The organism is Corynebacterium sp. HMSC05D08, from assembly GCF_001807215.1.
GTDB lineage: Bacteria > Actinomycetota > Actinomycetes > Mycobacteriales > Mycobacteriaceae > Corynebacterium > Corynebacterium striatum.
The window spans coordinates 1-1,143 of record NZ_KV788338.1 but is presented as its reverse complement, the minus strand read 5'-3'; the positions used below and the strand labels follow the sequence as shown (position 1 = coordinate 1,143).

Genomic DNA, 1,143 nt, shown 5'->3' with positions numbered 1-1,143 from the left:
CCCCGACGTGTCCACTTTCCGGGGGTCGGGCCCGTCACCACCGTCGGCGTGGATGGAACCAGCTCCTATGGAGCAGGCCTGACACGCCACCTTCGCACCCAGAAATACTCAGTCGTAGAAGTCTTACGCCCTACCCGGGCCGTTCGACGCCGGGACGGCAAATCAGACCCCGTTGATGCTGTCGCTGCCGCCCGCCAGGTGCTCACCGGGGAAGCCTTAAGCATCCCGAAAGACACTTCCGGGCCAGTGGAATCCCTCCGTGGGTTGCAGATCACCCGCCGTCAGCTCGTGATGACAGCAGCGAAACTGATGACAACGATCAAATCGTTGCTGGTCACAGCACCCGATGAGATTCGACGCCGCTATAGTGCGATGTCCACATTGGTCATGGTGGAGGCCTTGTCCCGGTGCCGACCATCAGCTGACCTGGCCGACCCCAGAAATGGGGTGCTCCTCGCGTTGAAGACATTAGCCACCACCTATCGTGATTTACAGAAACAGGGCACGCAGCTGGAAAAACACATCAGTATCCTGGTTGAGATGATCAATCCGCATGTGACCTCGATATTTGGGTGCGGTTCCGTGGTGGCTGCTGATCTGATTGTCAGTGTGGGGGATAATCCAGGCCGGATTCACTCCGAGGCAGCATTAGCTCATCTGTGCGGGGTCGCACCGATTCCGGCTAGTTCTGGACGGACTCATCGGCACCGCCTCAACCGGGGTGGTGATCGTCGGGCGAATTCTGCGTTGCATCGGATCGCGTTGGTGCGGATGCATCATGACCAACGCACCAGGGACTACGTAGCCAAACGCACCAAGGAAGGATTCTCGAAAAAAGGAGATCTTACGGTGTCTGAAACGCGCCATTGTCAGGGAGGTCTACCGGGTGTTGTGCTTGGGTCAGGCCGTTCTTCCAACGGGCCAGGTAGAGGTTGATGAACTCAAAGCTCGACGGATCCAGAGGCAGTTATCGCAAGCCCAGGTTGCTGAAAAACTCGGGTGTGCCCCGGCGAGAATCAGTGATATCGAAACCGGCAAGCGCCCTTTGCCGGAGTTGAGGTTGGCTTATGAAGAACTTCTCAAATCAGCTTGACACAACATAGGAGCATCACCACCGGCTGGGGACTACCTTGCAAGCCCACC

The 1,143-nt window shown here is 57.7% G+C and carries 1 pseudogene; it reads left to right on the top strand.

Features of this window, described 5'->3' with window-relative positions:
* A pseudogene (locus HMPREF3148_RS13260) lies at window positions 1-1,093 on the top strand (transposase); the annotation flags it as partial.
* Window positions 1,094-1,143 lie beyond the last annotated feature (50 nt).